The sequence below is a fragment of the Mesorhizobium xinjiangense genome, from assembly GCF_009749525.1.
Lineage (GTDB): Bacteria > Pseudomonadota > Alphaproteobacteria > Rhizobiales > Rhizobiaceae > Mangrovimarina > Mangrovimarina xinjiangensis.
Genome location: NZ_WOAC01000014.1, coordinates 55,630 through 71,986, shown reverse-complemented (window position 1 = coordinate 71,986; position 16,357 = coordinate 55,630). Strand labels below are relative to the sequence as shown.

Sequence of the window (16,357 nt, the reverse complement as noted above, 5' to 3'; positions counted from 1 at the left end):
TTGAATATCGCGCGGCCCCTCAGACAGCCGTCAGCCGCTCCATCGCCCAGCCCATCAGCGGGGAGGCCGGGAAGGCCAGCAGACCGCCGGCGCCAAGCGCGATGCCGTAGGGAATGCCGACGGACGCGTCGGCCAGATGCTGGGTAAAGATCGAGCGTCCGGCAAAGATGGCCAGCGGGGAGTTGCGAAACAGCAAGAGCCCCAGCGTCAGCGCTCCACCCAGCATCGTTGCCGTGAACAGGTAGTCCACAAGGGCCATTCCCGGTCCCATCCACAGCGCCGAGGCGGCCATCAGCTTGGCATCGCCGCCGCCCATGACGTTCAGCGCAAACAGCGTGAAGGTGAAGGCGAGGACGGCCGCCATAACGAGGAAATGCAGCCCGTAAGCCTCCCATGGCATCCCGGTCATGGGGGCGATCAGCGCAAAACCCGCCACCAGAAGCAGGGATACGCGATTCTGGATCGTCATCGACATGAGATCCGAGACGGCCGCAAAGACCATGCAGAACGGAAAGATGACGAAAATGGCTGCCTCGATCATAATTCCCCCTTCGGGGTCGGGCCCCGCTACCTTGTCGGCCCGCCCGCCGGAACGTCCCGCGCAATGCTGCCGAATGAACGAAGTCTAGCGGGGGGCACTTTCGGCGGGCTTAATATAAAGCCTTACCCATTTGATAACGGGCATTGCGGGAGCGCCGCAGTTGCGCGTCCCCCGCCTGGCTGCCGGCGTTCCCTTGCCTTAACCGAAGATTCACCATTGCGCTGCATCGTCGCGACCGGGTTCAAAGCGGGGGTCGGAAATGGCATATCGGCACATCGGCATTCTCAAACAGGCGGGACTTGCGGCCTTGGCCGCATCGGTTATGGCGTTTCATTCGCTGCCGGCATCCGCCGAGGCCGGCATCAAGCTGATGATGAACGAGGCCAAGATCGTCAAGCTTGCCCGACCGGCCGATACGGTGGTCGTCGGCAATCCCGAGATCGCCGACGCCGCGGTGCAGGATGCCAGCACCATCGTGCTCACCGGCAAGGGTTTCGGCGCAACCAATCTCGTGGTGCTTGATATCGACGGTCAGCCGGTGGTCGACGAGCAGGTCTTCGTCGCCCGCCAGGACGCTCGCTCGGTGCGCATCTACCGGCGCGACATGGTGCAGACACTGTCGTGCACGCCCTATTGCGAAAGCTCCTACAAGAGCGAAGCCGAGCGGCTGTCCGAAGCGGAATTGAACGCTCGATAGGCATTTGCACGCGGTGTGGTCCGCCCGGCCGCCCTCATCGGTTCGGTTGCGGCACAGTTAACGCCACCGCCTCGATTTGAGCCGTTTTCGCAACCGGACTTCAAACTCCGCCGGCTATCGTCGCCGCGTCAAAACATTGGGGGTTTGGCGCGATGGTCATGATGGCCAGTAAGAATACCGGCATCGAAGAAGCCGCCGGCGGCCGCCACCGGCGCCGTCGCGGCTTCCTGCGCAATCGCGACGGCGTGGTGGCGATCGAGTTTGCCGTGCTCGTCCTACCTTTTTCGTTGCTGATCTTTGCCGTCCTGGAAAGCTGCATATCCTTCGTCGGTCAGCAGATCCTGACGAACGCCACCGACGAGGTAGCGCGTTTCGTGCGCACCGGGCAGGTGCGGGCCGAGGATCTGGACCAGGACGTGTTGGAGAAGCTCATCTGCGACCGGCTCGATCTTCTGGTGGCGAGCGGCTGCGATGGGCTGGATGTCGATCTGCGCACGCATGCGAGTTACGCGGCCGCGGCCGCCACGGGTTACAAGATCGACAACGGTGAGATCGTTCTGACAATCAACGGCAATGTCGACCCCGAAGGCTTCAAGGTCGAGGCCGGCGATTCCGAAGATCGCAACATGCTGCGGGTCTTTTATCGCTGGCCGGTCATGACCGATTTTCTGCGCGAAACCATGTCGAATCTGAGTGACGGCAAGACGCTGCATTTCGCCACCGTCACCTGGAAGAACGAAAGGTTCGAAAATTGACCGGCCGGGGCGCTAGAGCAATTCCAGGAGAAGTGGAAGCCGGTTCTCCGCCCGGAATTGCGTCAAATCAAAAGGTCAGGTCGGTTCATCGATTCAGTGAAGCGATGGACCGATCCGGGAGGGGGAACGCCGTCATGGCGACGATGCGATCTTGGGCCGGGGGGATGCGCATGCGACTGCACGGCGCGATCAACGACAGGCGCGGTGTGGCGGCGGTCGAGTTCGCGCTCCTGCTGCCGGTCATGCTGGTGCTCTACTTCGGCACCATGGAATTTTCGCAGGCGATCGAAACCCACAAGAAGGCATCGCGCGTCGGCGCAATGGTGTCCGATCTCGTCGGTCAGCTGAACAAGGCCACAAGGGGTGAGCTCGATGCGATCATGGAAATCGGCGAAGTGACGTTGCTGCCCTATAACAGGTCGCGCCCATCGATCTATATCACGGCGATCGACATCTCCGACGACGACATGCCCAAGGCCACCGTCGCCTGGTCGCGCAAGATGGAGGACGGCGCAACGTCCCGCTACCTGCCGGAAGACCAGGAAATCACCGACGTGCCCGCGGCATTGAACGTGCGCAATTCCTTCCTCATCCGCGTCGAATCCGACCTGACCTACCAGCCGATCCTGACCTGGAACGAAGGCTCTCCAGAGTCGATCGGCCTGACGTCCCTCTTCGACAGCATCGAGATGCACGAGGACTATCACGTCAGGCCGCGCATGACGCAGCGCATCATGTGCGAGGACTGCTGACCCGGAATCCGTTCATACGGTGAATTGCCAACCGCGCCGCCGCGGCCTATGTGTGGGCGAAATGGTCTGAATGGGGCGGCGGAAGCTTCGCATGGCGCGCGCATTTCTCTTCGTGCTCGATTCCCTTGGCGTCGGCGGTGCGCCGGACGCGCCCAGTTTTGGCGACGCGGGCTCGGATACGCTTGGCCACATCGCTGCCGCTGTGGCCCGCGGCGCGGCGGACCGGCCCGGACTGCGCGCCGGCCCGCTCGATCTTCCCAACATGATGCGTCTCGGGCTTGGCGAGGCCGCCGCCCTGGCGACGGGACGACACCCGGAGGCGATGGAGCGCGTGAAACCCGTCGGTTTCTTCGGCGCAGCCCAGGAGGTCTCCAGCGGCAAGGACACGCCGTCGGGCCATTGGGAGATCGCCGGCGTTCCGGCCACGTTCGATTGGGGCTATTTCCCCGACACCGTGCCGACCTTTCCCACCGAACTCACGCAAGCGATCATCCGCGAGGCGAAACTGCCGGGCATCCTGGGCGACCGCCACGCTTCCGGCACCGACATCATTCGCGAACTGGGCGAGGAGCACGTGCTGACCGGCAAGCCGATCTGCTACACCTCGGCGGACTCGGTGTTCCAGATCGCCGCGCATGAAGAGCATTTCGGCTTGGAGCGGCTTTACGATCTTTGCGCGATCGTTCGCCGCCTGATCGACCCGCTCAACATCGGGCGCGTCATCGCGCGGCCCTTCGTCGGCGCGACGTCGGCCGATTTCGAGCGCACCGCCAATCGCAGGGACTACGCCGTTCCTCCGGTGGAGCCGACCGTGCTCGACCGTCTGGTGGCGGCCGGCGGCAAGGTGATCGGGATCGGCAAGATCGGCGATATATTCGCCCATCAGGGCATCAGCGAGGTGCGCAAGGCGGCCGGCAACATGGCGCTGTTCGACGCCGCGCTCGGCGCCATGGACGATGTGGGCGACAATACGCTGGTCTTCGCCAATTTCGTCGATTTCGACACGCTCTACGGACATCGCCGGGACGTGGCGGGCTATGCCGCCGCTCTGGAAGCTTTCGACCGGCGCCTGCCGGAAGCGCTTTCGCGGCTGCGCGAAGGCGACATGATCGTTCTGACGGCCGATCACGGATGCGATCCCACCTGGAGGGGAACCGACCATACGCGCGAGCAGGTGCCGGTCATCGGCACGGGGCCGGGGCTTGCCGCAGGGCCGATCGGCGTGAGGACGACATACGCCGATATCGGCGAGACGGTCGCGCAGCATCTCGGGCTGGCGCCGGGCCGGCACGGCACGTCGTTTCTGGGCCGGGTTGTCGCCGATGCCTGAACTGCCGGAAGTGGAAACTGTCCGGCGCGGCCTGCAGCCGGTCCTCGAGGGCGCCAGGATCGTGTCGGTCGATCAGCGGCGGCCAGATCTGCGTTTTCCCTTTCCGCCGGATTTCGCCGCCCGGCTCGCCGGCCGCACGGTGACCAGCCTGTCGCGCCGGGCCAAATATCTCGTCGTCCATCTCGACGACGATCAGGCCCTGATCAGCCATCTCGGCATGTCCGGTTCATGGCGCATCGAGCGCGACGATGAAGCCGCAACACCCGGCTCGTTTCACCATGAGCGCTCGAAGGCGGCTGCACACGACCATGTGGTGCTGCATCTGCTGCATCCAGCGAGCGGCGCGGCCAGCATCGTCTACAACGACCCGCGCCGCTTCGGCTTCATGCTCCTGGCCGGTCCGGGCGAGCTTGCCGAGCATCCGCTGATGCGCCGGCTCGGCATAGAGCCGACCGGCAACGCGCTCGACGGTCCGCTCCTGTCCGGGATGCTCGCCGGACGGCGCGGACCGCTCAAGGGCGCACTTCTCGACCAGAAACTGATCGCCGGCCTCGGCAATATCTATGTCTGCGAGGCCCTGTGGCGGGCCGGCCTTTCGCCGGCGCGCAAGGCGGGCACGCTTTCGGGACGGCGCGGCAAGGCGCCGGCGCGCGCGGCGGCCCTGGCCGGCGCGATCCGCGACGTCATTGCCGAAGCGGTCGAGGCGGGCGGCTCCTCGCTGCGCGACTATATGCAGGCCGACGGTTCGCTGGGCTATTTCCAGCACCGCTTCAGCGTTTACGATCGCGAGAATGAACCATGCGCCGCACCGGGCTGCACCGGTATCGTCAGGCGCATCGTCCAATCGGGACGGTCCACTTTCTATTGCCCCTTCTGTCAGGGGTAGGTTAATGCGGGTCGGCACACGAACGCACCCCGCCGGAGGAGATATTCATGGCCTATGAAACCATCATCGTCGAAACCCGCGGCAAGGTCGGCCTGGTGACGCTCAATCGTCCCAAGGCGCTCAACGCGCTCAACACGACTGTCATGAAGGAAGTCGTGGCGGCGATGGAGGCTTTTGGCGCCGACGCGGCGATCGGCGCCATCGTGCTGACAGGCTCCGAAAAGGCTTTTGCCGCCGGCGCCGACATCAAGCAGATGCAGCCGCTCACCTATAGCGACGCCTTCATGACCGACTTCTTCGCCGGCTGGGAAGCCATGACCCGGGTGCGCAAGCCGATCATCGCCGCGGTTGCCGGTTACGCGCTCGGCGGCGGATGCGAGTTGGCGATGATGTGCGATTTCATCATCGCCGCCGACAATGCGAAATTCGGCCAGCCGGAGATCACGCTCGGCGTCATGCCCGGCATGGGCGGGTCGCAGCGCCTGACCCGCTTCGTCGGCAAGTCCAAGGCCATGGACATGTGCCTGACCGGCCGCATGATGGACGCCGAGGAAGCCGAGCGCTGCGGGCTGGTATCGCGCGTCGTGCCGCTCGACGACCTTATCGAGGAAACGTTGAAGGCGGCGTCCAAGATCGCAGGGTTCTCGCTGCCGGCGGTGATGATGGCCAAGGAGGCCGTCAACCGGTCCTACGAGACCACCCTTTCCGAGGGTCTGCGTTTCGAGCGCCGCGTGTTTCACTCCATGTTCGCCCTCGACGACCAGAAGGAAGGCATGACCGCCTTCGTCGAGAAGCGCTCGCCCAATTTCCGCAATCGCTGAGCCCTTTGGCGGTCGTCGCGGAATTGGAACGCAAATGGCGCGGATACCGTGCGATTCCGGCGTTGACGCGGCCGAAAAGCTGCACTATAAGCCGCACCGACTGAGGCGGCCCAATTCGGCCGCCCGATTGTTTTCGTGCCCGCCGGTCTCCGGAGAGTGGCACCGATAGTCTGGACAACGAGAGAGGCATCATGGCCAACACCCGCTCGGCCAAAAAGGCTACGCGTAAAATCGCCCGTCGTACGGCGGTCAACAAGAACCGCCGCTCACGCGTGCGCACCTTCGTCCGTAAGGTCGAAGAAGCGTTGGCCGTTGGCGACAAGGCCGCTGCGGAGACCGCCCTGCGCGATGCGCAGCCCGAATTGATGCGCGCGGCCTCCAAGGGCGTTCTTCACAAGAACACCGCATCGCGCAAGGTTTCGCGCCTCGCACAGCGCGTGAAGACCCTGAGCGCCTGAACGACCTCTCTTCGGCGGCGGCTCGCTGCCGTTTACACATGTTAACGAACCCGGCGCTCCGCCGGGTTTTTTGTTTGCCTCCAAAGGGTTGCCGCAGGTGCTAAAAACGCACCCTTTGATTGTTTGCCGGCGATCGGAATACGGCCGCGCAGCTGCCTTGTACAACAATGTCTGCGCATAAATGCACCGTGCCGAAAAGCCCATTTGTTTCAGTCTGTTGCAAAACCTTATCCACAGCCAGTCCCCAGACGGGGCGGGCCCGTAGTGGGCAAGGTCTGTCAAGCAGTTTTTTTTGATTTTTTTATATAGCCGGGCACTGAAACGCACCTTTCGCGAAAAGGGTTTGAATCAAAACAGTTTACCGCGCGGGAAGAGCCTCATTAACCAAGTCTTAACGATCCCGTGGGCCTTCGACATTAAGATTCTCTTACGTACGGGCCTTGCTCTTTGCTCCCCGATTTTTGTAGTCTCCAACCGTCGGAAGGGACTGGGCCTCACGGCCTTTATACCGAGAAAATGTGAGCCGTCTGCAACGCGGAGCGATTCCGTGGGCGCACTTTCTTTGCCTTTCGATGACGGCGGGTCACCGCTGTGTTCAAGGTCGAAAACGTTGGGGGTATGCGTCGTCGTTTAGCCGGTGCGTAACGTTTTTGACCGATGTGCGATAGCGTTCGGGTCCGCCCTGGACCTTGTTTGGGGGCTTGCCGGCCGGTTGGGTCGGGACAAAGGGCGGGTATTGTTTAAATCGGCAGTGATGCCGCAACACAAAGATAGGGCGCTCGCGGCGTGCATAGCGGCGGGTGACAGGAAATATTTGTCATGAAGAGGAAGGCAGAGATGCACGGCGGCGTAGATGCAGATACCGGCAAGGAACTCGTTTTCGTTCATGGCGATAGCGCCGGCATTGAGCCGTCGGACGCTGTTGGGACCGGTGCAGTTTTCGAGCGCGTCAAGGTGCAGCTCAAGGCCCGCCTCGGCAGCGACGTCTATTCGAGCTGGTTCGGGCGCATGAAGCTCGCCGAGGCGTCGAAGGGCGTCGTTCGGCTTTCCGTGCCCACTGCCTTCCTGCGTTCGTGGATCAACAGCCACTATCTCGATCTCATCGGCGAGATGTGGCGCAACGAGGATCCTGGGCTTCTCAAGCTCGAGGTCATCTTCCGCAGCGCCACCCGGAACCACCGCGCCCACAGCGCGGCCGAGGAGCCCGTGCAGCGTCCGGCGGTGCGCGTCACGCAGTCTGCCCTTTCCTCCTCCACCGCCGGGGCCCGCAAGGCGCATGCGCCGCGCGCGCCCTCCCACCAGGTCGACGGGGCCGCCCGCCAATGCGTGCTCGGCTCGCCGCTCGATCCGCGCTACACCTTCGATTCCTTCATCGAGGGCGCGTCGAACCGTGTCGCCTTTGCCGCCGCGCGCACGGTTGCCGAAAGCGCTTCGACGTCGGTGCGCTTCAATCCGCTTTACATCCATGCTTCCGTTGGCTTGGGAAAAACCCATCTGCTGCAGGCCATCGCCGCGGAATCGCTGCGCCACAAGCCAGGCTCGCGCGTGGTCTATCTGACGGCCGAATATTTTATGTGGCGTTTCGCCACCGCCATCCGCGACAACAGCGCCCTGACACTGAAGGAGCAGCTGCGCGACATCGATCTTCTCGTCATCGACGATATGCAGTTCCTGCAGGGAAAGACGATCCAGAACGAGTTCTGCCACCTGATCAACATGCTGCTCGACAGCGCCAAGCAGGTTGTGGTCGCGGCCGATCGGCCGGCCGGAGAACTGGAATCGCTGGAACCGCGCGTGCGTTCGCGCCTGCAGGGCGGGGTTTCGCTGGAAATGGTGGCGCCGGACTATTCCATGCGGCTCGGCATGCTCGAGCAGCGCCTTGTCTCGGCGCGCCAGGAAGACCAATCGCTGACCATCCCGCAGGAAATCCTGGAACACGTCGCGCAAACGGTCACCGGCAGCGGCCGCGAGTTGGAAGGCGCCTTCAACCAGCTCCTGTTCCGCCAGTCCTTCGAGCCGCAGATTTCGATCGAGCGCATCGACGAGCTTCTCGGCCATATGTACAAGGCCGGCGAGCCCAAGCGCGTGCGCATCGAGGACATCCAGCGCGTGGTGGCACGTCACTACAATGTGTCCAAGACCGAGCTCTTGTCGAACCGGCGCACCCGCACCATCGTCAAGCCGCGCCAGGTGGCGATGTATCTGTCAAAAATCATGACGCCGCGCTCGCTGCCGGAGATCGGTCGCCGTTTCGGCGGGCGCGACCACACCACCGTGCTCCATGCCGTGCGCAAGATCGAGGATCTCTCCACCAACGACAACACCCTGGCCCAGGAAATCGAGCTTCTGCGCCGCCTGATCAACGACCAGGCCTGAGGCGGAGGGCCGTGCGGCCGGCATCGGCCGCACTTATCCCCGAAGAAAGCCCGCCCATGGCCGTTCGACCAGTGCGCGGGCTTGCCTTCGGCTCCATTTTCCTGTCATTTTGAAACATTCCCGGCCCGCCATCGGGCCGTTGTCGTCTGTGCTTCTTCCGCGAAGCAATCCAATGAATGAGACCTCAAACGTCATGCGCGTCACCCTCAAACGATCCAATCTCCTGAAGTCGCTCAATCACGTGCATCGTGTCGTTGAACGGCGCAACACGATCCCGATCCTGTCCAACGTGCTGTTGAAGGCCGAAGGGGCGGTGTTGGAACTGAAAGCGACCGATCTCGACCTGGAGGTGACGGAGGCGGCGGCCGCACAGATCGAGCAGGCCGGCGCAACGACCGTGCCGGCGCATCTGCTCTACGAGATTGTGCGCAAGCTGCCCGACGGGGCGGAGGTGATGCTGAAGATGGACGAGGACGGCAACGCGGTGTCGGTCATTTCGGGCCGCTCCAGTTTCCGCCTGCAGTGCCTGCCGCAATCCGATTTCCCGGAACTGTCGGCCGGCTCCTTCTCGCATATGTTCCGCCTCGACGCCGAGGCGCTGAAAGGGTTGATCGACAAGACGCAGTTCGCGATCTCCACCGAAGAGACGCGCTATTATCTCAACGGCATCTACCTGCACACGATCGAAGGAGATGGCGATCTGAAGCTGCGCTCGGTGGCGACCGACGGGCACCGCCTGGCGCGCGCCGAAGTCGAGGCCCCGGCCGGCTCGGAGGGCATGCCCGGCATCATCGTTCCGCGCAAGACGGTCAACGAACTGCAAAAGCTGGTCGACCAGCCCGACATCAAGGTCGCGGTGGAACTGTCCGACACCAAGATACGCTTTACCGTCGGCAGTGTCGTTTTGACCTCGAAGCTGATCGACGGCACCTTCCCCGACTATCAGCGCGTGATCCCGACCGGCAACGACAAGAAGCTCATCATCGACCGGCAGAGCTTTGCCGCCGCGGTCGATCGCGTCTCCACCATCTCGTCCGAGCGCGGGCGCGCGGTCAAGCTTTCGATCGCCGAAGGACAGGTGACGCTGACTGTCAACAATCCGGATTCGGGCAGCGCGGTGGAGGAAATTCCCGCCGACTACGAGGCCGACCCGATCGAGATCGGCTTCAACGCCAAATATCTGCTCGACGTTTCGAGCCAGCTTTCCGGCTCCGAGGCCCGCTTCATGTTGGCCGATGCGGGTTCGCCGACCCTGATCTACGACATGGCGGATGAAAACGCGCTCTATGTCCTCATGCCGATGCGTGTCTGAGCGAGGTGGCTGACGGAGGATCGGCAGGCAATGCAATGTCTCCGCCGCAGGTATCGATAAGCAAGCTCACGCTGACGGGTTTTCGCAATTACGCCCATCTTTCGTCGGAACTCCTGCCGGGCCTGGTGGTGCTGACCGGCGAGAATGGCGCCGGCAAGACCAATCTCCTGGAGGCGATCTCCTTCCTGACGCCGGGCCGCGGCCTGCGCCGCGCCGCCTATGGCGAGGTCGCCAAGGAGGGCACGGCCGGCGGCTTCGCCGTCCATGCGAGGATCGAGACCCCCGACGGTGAACACGAGATCGGCAGCGGGGCCGGCGGTTCGCCGGGCGGCGAGGCCGACAGCGGCCGCAAGGTGCGCATCGACGGCACGAGCGCGCGTTCGGCCGAGGAACTGCTCGACTATCTGCGTGTCATGTGGCTGACGCCGGCGATGGACGGGCTGTTCACCGGCCCGGCAGCCGATCGCCGACGCTTTCTGGATCGTCTGGTGCTGACCATCGACCCGGCGCATGGGCGCCGCTCGCTCGATTTCGAACGGACCATGCGAAGCCGTAATCGAATGCTGACCGACAATGTGCGCGATGACAACTGGTTCGCCGCCATCGAGACCCAGATGGCCGAAACCGGCGCGGCCGTTGCCGCGGCGCGCCGCGAGATGGTGCGCCTGCTCGGCGCCAAGATCGAGCTCATCGCGGACGACGCGCCCTTTCCAAAGGCCGATATCGCGATGTCGGGCTTTCTGGAGGATATGATCTGCCAACAGCCGGCGGTCGAGGTGGAAGAGTTCTATCGCTCCCACCTGGCGCGAAATCGCGAGCGCGACCGTGCCGCTGGGAGGGCCCTTGACGGGCCGCATCGCTCAGACCTTGTGGTGCGCCACCGGCCGAAGGCCATGGCGGCCGAATTCTGCTCCACCGGCGAGCAGAAGGCCTTGCTGGTCGGGCTCGTCATTTCGCATGCCAGGCTGACCGGCGAGCTTGCCGGCATGGCGCCTGTGCTGCTTCTTGACGAAATTGCGGCCCATTTCGACCGCAGCCGGCGGGAGGCCCTGTTCGGCATACTTGAAGAGTTGAATGCGCAGGTTTTCATGACGGGCACCGAGGCGGCGCTGTTTGAGGACCTGCGCGGCCGCGCGCAGTTTTTCACCGTCGCCAACGGCACGGTGACGCCGGACGATGCAGACTGAGAACGCGCCGCGACGGCCGTGCCGCCAATTGCGCTGCGCCCACGACGCGTTATGATCGCGCCATGAACACCACACCTTCTGCTCCGCTGAGCGACGAAGAGCTGGAGCGCTATGCGCGCCATATCGTGCTGCCGGAGATCGGCGGCGCGGGCCAGCAGAAGCTCAAGCGCGCCCGCGTGCTGGTGATCGGTGCCGGCGGGCTCGGCGCGCCGCTCCTGCAATATCTGGCCGCGGCCGGCGTCGGTACGCTCGGCATAGTCGACGACGACACGGTGGCGCTCTCCAACCTGCAGCGCCAGGTGATCCATGACACGCAGGCCGCCGGCAAGCCGAAGACCGAGAGCGCGGCGCAGTCGATCGCCCGCATCAATCCGCATGTGCGCGTCGAGCCGCATGCGCTTCGCCTGACGACCGGCAATGTCGCCGAGCTCGTCTCGGCTTATGACGTGGTCGCCGACGGCTCGGACAATTTCGACACGCGCTACGCCGTGGCGGACGCCTGTGCGACGGCAGAAAAACCGCTCGTCACGGCGGCTGTCGGCCGCTTCGACGGCTCGCTGACGGTCCTGATGCCGTTTGCCGCGGACAAGGACGGGCAGCTCAATCCGGGCTACCGCGATCTTTTCCCCGAACCGCCGCCGACCGGTCTCGTGCCGACTTGCGCCGAGGCCGGAATCGTCGGGGCGCTGACGGGGGTCATGGGAACGCTGCAGGCGATGGAGGTGATCAAGCTTATCACCGGCATCGGCGATCCGCTGATCGGGCGGCTGCTGCTTTATGACGGGCTTGGAGCGCGTTTCGACACCATGCGCTATTCGGCCCGCCGCGCGGCCGCGGAGTAGAGCCTTGCCGCTTGAGTTGAGCGAGGAGGAGCGTGCCACGGCGGCCGGCGAGCATGGCGCGGGCGCGGCCATGGCCATGCGGATCGTCGCCGAGAGCGCGCGGCTTCTGGGTGCGCCGCGGCTGATTTCGATCGCCTCGGCTCATATCGACGGGGCGCTTTATCACGGCGATTCGGGAACGCTGTTTGCCGAGCGATTGGTCGATGGCGGCGCGAAGGTGGCGGTGCGCGCGACGCTCAATGTCGGCGCGCTCGATCTCGCCGGCGGCTGCCGGGTGCGGCTGGAGGAGCCGCAACGTGCCATGGCGCGCCGCATGATGCACGCCTACAGGGCCATGGGTTGCGAACCGACCTGGACCTGCGCGCCCTATCAGGCCGGCCACCGACCGGCATTCGGCAGCGACGTTGCATGGGGCGAATCCAACGCCGTCGTGTTCTGCAACTCGGTCCTGGGCGCGCGGACGAACCGTTATGGCGATTTCCTCGACATTGCCTGCGCGATCGCGGGATGTGCGCCCTATACCGGGCTGCACCGTCCGCGAAACCGCCGTGCGGAGGTCGTCTTCGACGTCTCGCACCTGCCGGCGGAATTCCTGGCAAGCGAGATCGCCTGGCCCGTTCTGGGCAGCCTTTTCGGCCGCGAGATCGGCGATGGTGTGGGTGTTGTCACCGGCATTGCCGCCCATCCAGGCGAGGACGCGTTGAAAGCCTTCGGCGCGGCCGCCGCTTCGGCCGGTGCGGTCGGCCTGTTCCACATTGCCGGGGTCACGCCCGAAGCACCCGACGTGGCGGCCGCCGGCGGCGGTATGACACCGAAGCACACGATCACGGTCACACCGCAAATGGTTGCCGACGCGCAGCGCCGCCTGTCGACCGCCAATGCACCGGATCGCATCGATGCCGTCGCCGTCGGCAGCCCGCATCTCTCGCTGGACGAGGTCGCGCGCCTGGAAGAACTCGTTGCCGGGCGGCGCTTGCGCGTGCCGCTCTATGCCTGCACCGGGCGGCACGTGCTGGAGACGATTGATCGCGATGGCAGGCGCAAGCTGCTGGAGGCGTGCGGTGTGACCATCGTTGCCGACACCTGTGTCGTCGTCACCCCGATCATGGCCGAACTGCCGTCGGGCGTGCTGATGACCAACTCCGGCAAGTTCGCCCATTATGCGCCGGGCAATACCGGCTATGACGTGCTTTACGGCTCGCTCGCCGATTGCGTGGAAAGCGCGGTTTCGGGGCGGCCGCAATTCGGCGCCGCAACCGAGGCAGTGGGCCGATGAAGGGCGACGTGCTTGTTGCCGCTGCGGCATCCGGCGGACCCGCGCTCGTGCTCGACCGGCCGATCAGTTTCTGGGGCGGGGTCGATGCGCGCACCGGACGCATCGCCGATGTGCGCCATCCTCAGCATGGCCAGTCGGTCACTGGCACGGTGCTCTTCGTCCCAGCGACCATCGGTTCGTCGTCGGCCTCGGCCGTGCTGATGGAACTCGTCCACCGCGACCTTGCGCCGGCGGCGATCGTGCTGCACGAGCCGGACGCGATCCTGCTCCTCGGTCTCATCGTGGCGCGCGAGATGGGTTGGCCCATTCCCCCTGCGGTAAAGCTCGACCGCCGTTTTCACGCTCGGTTTCGCGGGCAGCACGTCAGCATCGATAACGAAGGCGCCATCGATGCGCCGGTGTTCAGCAGCGCCCGCGACGCATGATGGTGAAGTTGTTCGCGCGTGCCTGGCAGGCATTGCCGAAAGTGCGGCGCTGATTGCCTCTCCTGGCGCAGACCGGCGAATACTCCATTGTGCAGGCGACGGGACGGCCTGCAGAGCCACCTCCACCGGCGCGGCAGGCGCCCCGATGGTCGACACGATAGCCGGCAGAACGGGCCAGGCAGGCATTGGAAAACGTGCGTGTTCTGCCGCCGCGCTGGCCGCAGACGGGCGCATGTTCGCGCGTGCACACGGCGGGACTGCCGCTGCTGCTGGCACCGCAAGGACCGCGACGATTGACACGATAGCCCGCGGCGCGTGCCGTGCAGGCGTTGGCGAAAGTGCGGCGGGTGTTGCCGCGCTGGCCGCAGACTGGCGCATATTCGCGTGTGCAGGCCACGGGCGGTCGCGGGCCGACGCCCGGCCGCGATGGGCGAGGTTCATCGACAACGACCGTGCAGGCGGCCAGTATGGCGGTGGCCGCCAGCGCGAAGGCTCCGATCCAAAAACGGAAACTCTTGAGATTGTTCATGGAATTTCCTCTCGCGACCTCGGTTCCGGTGTCCTTGGTTGCAGAGGTTGCCCGATTGCGCGCGCCATGTCATCTGCAATGCGCGCGGCCGGGCATACGGAAATGCGCGCGGCCGGGCATACGGACTGGCAAGGTTCATTTCAGGGCCCGGACCAACCCGGCGTCGGGAAAGCAGGTCGGCGCCATGCCGTTCCTTGCCTGCCAGTCGCCGATCGAGCGCCGGGTCTTGAAGCCGGCCAGGCCGTCGGCGCCGCCGACGTCGTAGCCCTGCCGTTCGAGGCCGCGCTGCATGGCGGCGATGTCGGAGCGATGGAGCCGGTCGACCTTGTTCCAGGCGCCGATGAAGCGGCGGTCGCCATAGGTGATCCGGTCGGCGCCGTGGCCGACGAACAGCGCATAGAGATCGCTCTCGTTGTATTCCTTCAGCACGTAGAAGTTCGGCGTGACGATGAAGGCCGGGCCGTAGCGTCCGGCCGGCATCATCAGAAAGCCTTCGCCGCGCGCCTCATGGGCCGGAAACGGTTTGCCGCCGACGCGTGCAATCCCCATCGCCGCCCATTGCGAAATCCGCTTGCCCTGGTCGGGACCTTCAAGCGCGCAGGAGACATTGGCCGGGACGGTGACCTCGAAACCCCAATCGCGGCCTTTGACCCAGCCATGCGCGTGCAGATAATTGGCGATCGAGCCCAGCGTGTCGGGCACCGAATTCCAGATGTCGGCGCGTCCGTCGCCGTCCATGTCGACGGCGTGTTCGAGATAGGAGGTTGGCAGGAACTGCGGCTGGCCGAGCGCGCCGGCCCAGGAGCTTTTCATGGCGCGCGGTGCGATCCGGTTGCGTTCGGCCATGACGAGAGCGGCGAGCACTTCCCGGGTGAACATCGCCTTGCGGGTCGACAGAAAGGCCTTCGTGGCGAGCACCTCGAAGGCGTCATGCGGAATTTTCGCGCGGCCGAAGGCGGATTCGCGCCCCCAGATGGCGAGCACGATGCCGGCCGGCACGCCGAAACGGCGTTCAATCGCTGCCAGCGTGTCGGCATATTGGCGGGCCCTGCTGCGCCCGCCATCGGTGACGCCGCGCACGACGTTCTCGGAAAAATAGGCGGCGGGCGCGCGGAATTCCGCCTGGTGCTGCTTTTCCGGTGTCGAGGATTCGCGGCCCGGAAGCACGAGGTCCGGTAGCTTGAGGTTCGGCGTCACGCCGTCGAAGGCGGCCTCGAAGGTCGTGCGCGACACGCCGTTGGACTGCGCGCCCGGCCACAGATCGGATTCGAGCCAGGAGCGGAACTGCGCGTCGATGGAGGCGGCGTGGGCGGGAAGGAGGAAGACAATGAGGAAGAGAAGTGCGCATAGGACGGCATGAAGAGGTTTGCCGATCATGCGGCGATAATTGCGGATTGGTACACCCCCCTGTGGCCTGCCGGCCATCTTTCCCCCATTGCGGAGGAGATGGCCGACAGGCCAGAGGGAGGTACGAAAGTACGCGGATTTCTCTGTCATCTGCGCAGACACTCCTCCTTCGCAGATCCCCTCAAAACGCCGTGCGCGATCTGAGCGCCGCCGACAGCGTGCCTTCGTCCAGATAGTCGAGTTCGCCGCCGACGGGTACGCCATGGGCAAGCCGGGTGACCTTGACGTCCAGCCCGTCGAGCTGGTCGGTGATGTAGTGGGCCGTCGTCTGACCCTCGACGGTCGCGTTGACGGCGATGATCAACTCACCGACGCCACCGGCCGCGACGCGGTCGATCAGGGCCTTGATGTTGAGTTCCTCCGGGCCGATACCGTCGAGCGGCGAGAGCGTGCCGCCCAGCACGTGGTAGCGCGCATTCATTGCCCCGGCGCGCTCCAGTGCCCAGAGATCGGCGACATCCTCGACGACGATGATGGTCGCGCCATCGCGCCGCGGATCGGTGCAGATGGTGCAGGGATCGGCGGTATCGACATTGCCGCAGGTCGAGCACACGCGCACCTTCTCGACAGCCTCATCCATCGCCGCGGCCAGCGGCGCGAGCAGCTGTTCCTTCTTATTGATGAGGTGCAGCGCGGCGCGGCGCGCCGAGCGCGGGCCGAGCCCGGGCACCTTGGCCAGGAGTTGGATGAGGTGTTCGATCTCGGGACCGGCGATTCTCTTCGACATACCGGATATCTAGTGCAATTCCAGGAGAAGTGGAAA

Annotated in this window: 17 protein-coding genes; 13 read left to right on the top strand and 4 right to left on the bottom strand. The window is 64.7% G+C overall.

What is annotated here, in order from left to right; all coding sequences use genetic code 11:
- Nucleotides 1–19 precede the first annotated feature (19 nt).
- Entirely contained in the window at nucleotides 20–541 is a 522-nt protein-coding gene (locus tag GM909_RS15890) for an A24 family peptidase (RefSeq protein WP_157017539.1), read from the bottom strand.
- A gap of 259 nt (nucleotides 542–800) precedes the next feature.
- Between GM909_RS15890 and GM909_RS15885 the strand changes: the two genes are divergently transcribed.
- From GM909_RS15885 to GM909_RS15825, 13 genes are all read left to right on the top strand, one after another.
- Nucleotides 801–1,238, top strand: coding sequence for a pilus assembly protein N-terminal domain-containing protein (locus tag GM909_RS15885; protein WP_157017537.1), 438 nt, complete (start codon nucleotides 801–803; stop codon nucleotides 1,236–1,238).
- 161 nt (nucleotides 1,239–1,399) lie between these two features.
- Nucleotides 1,400–1,993: a TadE/TadG family type IV pilus assembly protein gene (locus GM909_RS15880; RefSeq protein WP_157017535.1), complete on the top strand. Its 594-nt coding sequence runs from the start codon at nucleotides 1,400–1,402 to the stop codon at nucleotides 1,991–1,993.
- A gap of 170 nt (nucleotides 1,994–2,163) precedes the next feature.
- The gene (locus GM909_RS15875) at nucleotides 2,164–2,745 is read left to right on the top strand and encodes a TadE/TadG family type IV pilus assembly protein (RefSeq protein ID WP_235911934.1); all 582 of its coding nucleotides are present in this window, start codon (nucleotides 2,164–2,166) and stop codon (nucleotides 2,743–2,745) included.
- 91 nt (nucleotides 2,746–2,836) lie between these two features.
- Nucleotides 2,837–4,075 carry a phosphopentomutase gene (locus tag GM909_RS15870; RefSeq protein WP_157017533.1) on the top strand — a complete coding sequence of 413 codons (1,239 nt, stop codon included), beginning with the start codon at nucleotides 2,837–2,839 and terminating at the stop codon, nucleotides 4,073–4,075.
- The gene (mutM, locus tag GM909_RS15865) at nucleotides 4,068–4,961 is read left to right on the top strand and encodes a bifunctional DNA-formamidopyrimidine glycosylase/DNA-(apurinic or apyrimidinic site) lyase (protein WP_157017531.1); all 894 of its coding nucleotides are present in this window, start codon (nucleotides 4,068–4,070) and stop codon (nucleotides 4,959–4,961) included. Before GM909_RS15870 ends, mutM begins: the two co-directional genes overlap by 8 nt.
- Before the next feature lie 47 nt (nucleotides 4,962–5,008).
- The gene (locus tag GM909_RS15860; RefSeq protein WP_157017529.1) at nucleotides 5,009–5,782 is read left to right on the top strand and encodes an enoyl-CoA hydratase; all 774 of its coding nucleotides are present in this window, start codon (nucleotides 5,009–5,011) and stop codon (nucleotides 5,780–5,782) included.
- Nucleotides 5,783–5,973: 191 nt separating this feature from the next.
- Nucleotides 5,974–6,240: a 30S ribosomal protein S20 gene (gene rpsT, locus GM909_RS15855; RefSeq protein WP_157017527.1), complete on the top strand. Its 267-nt coding sequence runs from the start codon at nucleotides 5,974–5,976 to the stop codon at nucleotides 6,238–6,240.
- Nucleotides 6,241–7,059: 819 nt separating this feature from the next.
- The gene (dnaA, locus tag GM909_RS15850) at nucleotides 7,060–8,616 is read left to right on the top strand and encodes a chromosomal replication initiator protein DnaA (RefSeq protein WP_235911933.1); all 1,557 of its coding nucleotides are present in this window, start codon (nucleotides 7,060–7,062) and stop codon (nucleotides 8,614–8,616) included.
- A gap of 193 nt (nucleotides 8,617–8,809) precedes the next feature.
- Nucleotides 8,810–9,928 carry a DNA polymerase III subunit beta gene (gene dnaN, locus GM909_RS15845; protein WP_157017682.1) on the top strand — a complete coding sequence of 373 codons (1,119 nt, stop codon included), beginning with the start codon at nucleotides 8,810–8,812 and terminating at the stop codon, nucleotides 9,926–9,928.
- 35 nt (nucleotides 9,929–9,963) lie between these two features.
- A complete protein-coding gene (gene recF, locus GM909_RS15840; RefSeq protein ID WP_157017525.1) occupies nucleotides 9,964–11,115 on the top strand; it encodes a DNA replication/repair protein RecF in 1,152 nt (383 codons plus the stop codon).
- 62 nt (nucleotides 11,116–11,177) lie between these two features.
- A complete protein-coding gene (locus tag GM909_RS15835) occupies nucleotides 11,178–11,957 on the top strand; it encodes a molybdopterin-synthase adenylyltransferase MoeB (RefSeq protein WP_157017523.1) in 780 nt (259 codons plus the stop codon).
- A 4-nt stretch (nucleotides 11,958–11,961) separates the two neighbouring features.
- On the top strand, nucleotides 11,962–13,233 hold the full coding sequence (locus GM909_RS15830; RefSeq protein WP_198174284.1) for an aconitase X: 1,272 nt from the start codon (nucleotides 11,962–11,964) through the stop codon (nucleotides 13,231–13,233).
- On the top strand, nucleotides 13,230–13,658 hold the full coding sequence (locus GM909_RS15825; RefSeq protein ID WP_157017519.1) for an aconitase X swivel domain-containing protein: 429 nt from the start codon (nucleotides 13,230–13,232) through the stop codon (nucleotides 13,656–13,658). The genes GM909_RS15830 and GM909_RS15825 overlap by 4 nt, the downstream gene beginning before the upstream one ends.
- Here the strand turns inward: GM909_RS15825 and GM909_RS15820 are convergent.
- The 3 genes from GM909_RS15820 to recR form a co-directional block, all read right to left on the bottom strand.
- Nucleotides 13,636–14,187 carry a Kazal-type serine protease inhibitor domain-containing protein gene (locus tag GM909_RS15820; RefSeq protein ID WP_157017517.1) on the bottom strand — a complete coding sequence of 184 codons (552 nt, stop codon included), beginning with the start codon at nucleotides 14,185–14,187 and terminating at the stop codon, nucleotides 13,636–13,638. The two genes, GM909_RS15825 and GM909_RS15820, sit on opposite strands and share 23 nt — an antisense overlap.
- Nucleotides 14,188–14,322: 135 nt before the next feature.
- Nucleotides 14,323–15,564, bottom strand: a complete 1,242-nt coding sequence (locus GM909_RS15815) for a lytic murein transglycosylase (RefSeq protein ID WP_235911932.1) — start codon at nucleotides 15,562–15,564, stop codon at nucleotides 14,323–14,325.
- Nucleotides 15,565–15,715: 151 nt separating this feature from the next.
- Nucleotides 15,716–16,321 carry a recombination mediator RecR gene (gene recR, locus GM909_RS15810; RefSeq protein WP_157017513.1) on the bottom strand — a complete coding sequence of 202 codons (606 nt, stop codon included), beginning with the start codon at nucleotides 16,319–16,321 and terminating at the stop codon, nucleotides 15,716–15,718.
- Between the last annotated feature and the right edge of the window lie 36 nt (nucleotides 16,322–16,357).